Annotated in this window: 2 tRNA genes and 2 rRNA genes; all 4 read right to left on the bottom strand. The window is 47.4% G+C overall.

The features are described from left to right. Window positions 1-126: ribosomal RNA gene (locus MW695_RS22120) — 23S ribosomal RNA — on the bottom strand; the annotation flags it as partial. 430 nt (window positions 127-556) lie between these two features. Further along, window positions 557-632, bottom strand: a tRNA-Ala gene (locus MW695_RS22115). A 12-nt stretch (window positions 633-644) separates the two neighbouring features. After that, a tRNA-Ile gene (locus tag MW695_RS22110) sits at window positions 645-721 on the bottom strand. A 327-nt stretch (window positions 722-1,048) separates the two neighbouring features. Then, window positions 1,049-1,287, bottom strand: a 16S ribosomal RNA gene (locus tag MW695_RS22105); the annotation flags it as partial.

Here is a 1,287-nt window from a genome sequence, read left to right as displayed (position 1 = left end):
TTCCCCCATTCGGATATCCCCGCTTCAAAGCTTACTTACAGCTCCACGAGGCGTTTCGCCGTTCGTCGCGTCCTTCTTCGGCTCCTAGTGCCAAGGCATTCACCGTGCGCCCTTTCTAACTTAACCATTTTGGCTACAGATCACCTTCGAATACCTTCGTCCATTTCATTCTTCCGATTCTCACGTACGGGTGTACGCTGCGAGTCTCCAGAATTTCATGTTCTCGTTCTTCTCGGTTCTCTTTACCAAATCATGACGTTAGATCCACGGTGTCCTTCTTCGTCAGCTTCGTGTCTTCGGTCATGTCACGTAGACGACTACGTTCCATTCTTCAGCCACTTGCTTCCTCGAAAGATTTGTGTCTCTTTGTCATAGATGTTTTTTCAATGAAGAAAAAAACATCATAAAAATGTGAATTCTTGACGTCCGTTTGAATCATTCGTTTTGTTTTCACAAAACACCGATGAAACAAACATTGTTTCTTCCATGATCTAGTTTTCAAAGAACCTGACTACTGAATTCGATGACATCTCCATCAGTGAGCCTATTAAGAAATTGGTGGAGCCTAGCGGGATCGAACCGCTGACCTCCTGCGTGCAAAGCAGGCGCTCTCCCAGCTGAGCTAAGGCCCCGATATCGTACTATGGTGGGCCTGAGTGGACTCGAACCACCGACCTCACGCTTATCAGGCGTGCGCTCTAACCAGCTGAGCTACAGGCCCCCACCATTTATCCGACAAAAAAGAAACCATCTCGATCAACGAGACCATTTATCAGATGTAACGTATCAACTTAAATATAATCTGAGAGTTTTGAGCACTCTCACAACTGAACAAGGCTACTGACTTCACTTCCATCATGTAACACATTCAGTTTCCGCTTCATGCTGCCTTGCTCCGAGGAAGCTCACTTCGTAGCGTTACTCGTAGACACAGGAGCAAAAGCTTTTAGTTAAATCTGAGAGTTTTGAGTTCTCTCAAAACTGAACAAAAGAACCGAAGCGTCAAACAACCGAGGTTGTTCGTCGATTAGAGTTAGTTACTCCATAGAAAGGAGGTGATCCAGCCGCACCTTCCGATACGGCTACCTTGTTACGACTTCACCCCAATCATCTGTCCCACCTTAGGCGGCTGGCTCCGTCGCATTTTTGCAAATGCTATTGGTTACCCCACCGACTTCGGGTGTTACAAACTCTCGTGGTGTGACGGGCGGTGTGTACAAGGCCCGGGAACGTATTCACCGCGGCATGCTGATCCGCGATTACTAGCAATTCCGGCTTCATGTAGGC

Source organism: Halalkalibacter sp. APA_J-10(15), from assembly GCF_023017105.1.
GTDB lineage: Bacteria > Bacillota > Bacilli > Bacillales > Bacillaceae_D > Halalkalibacter.
The sequence above is the reverse complement of the archived record's forward strand: the minus strand, read 5'-3'. Positions and strand labels throughout refer to the sequence as shown.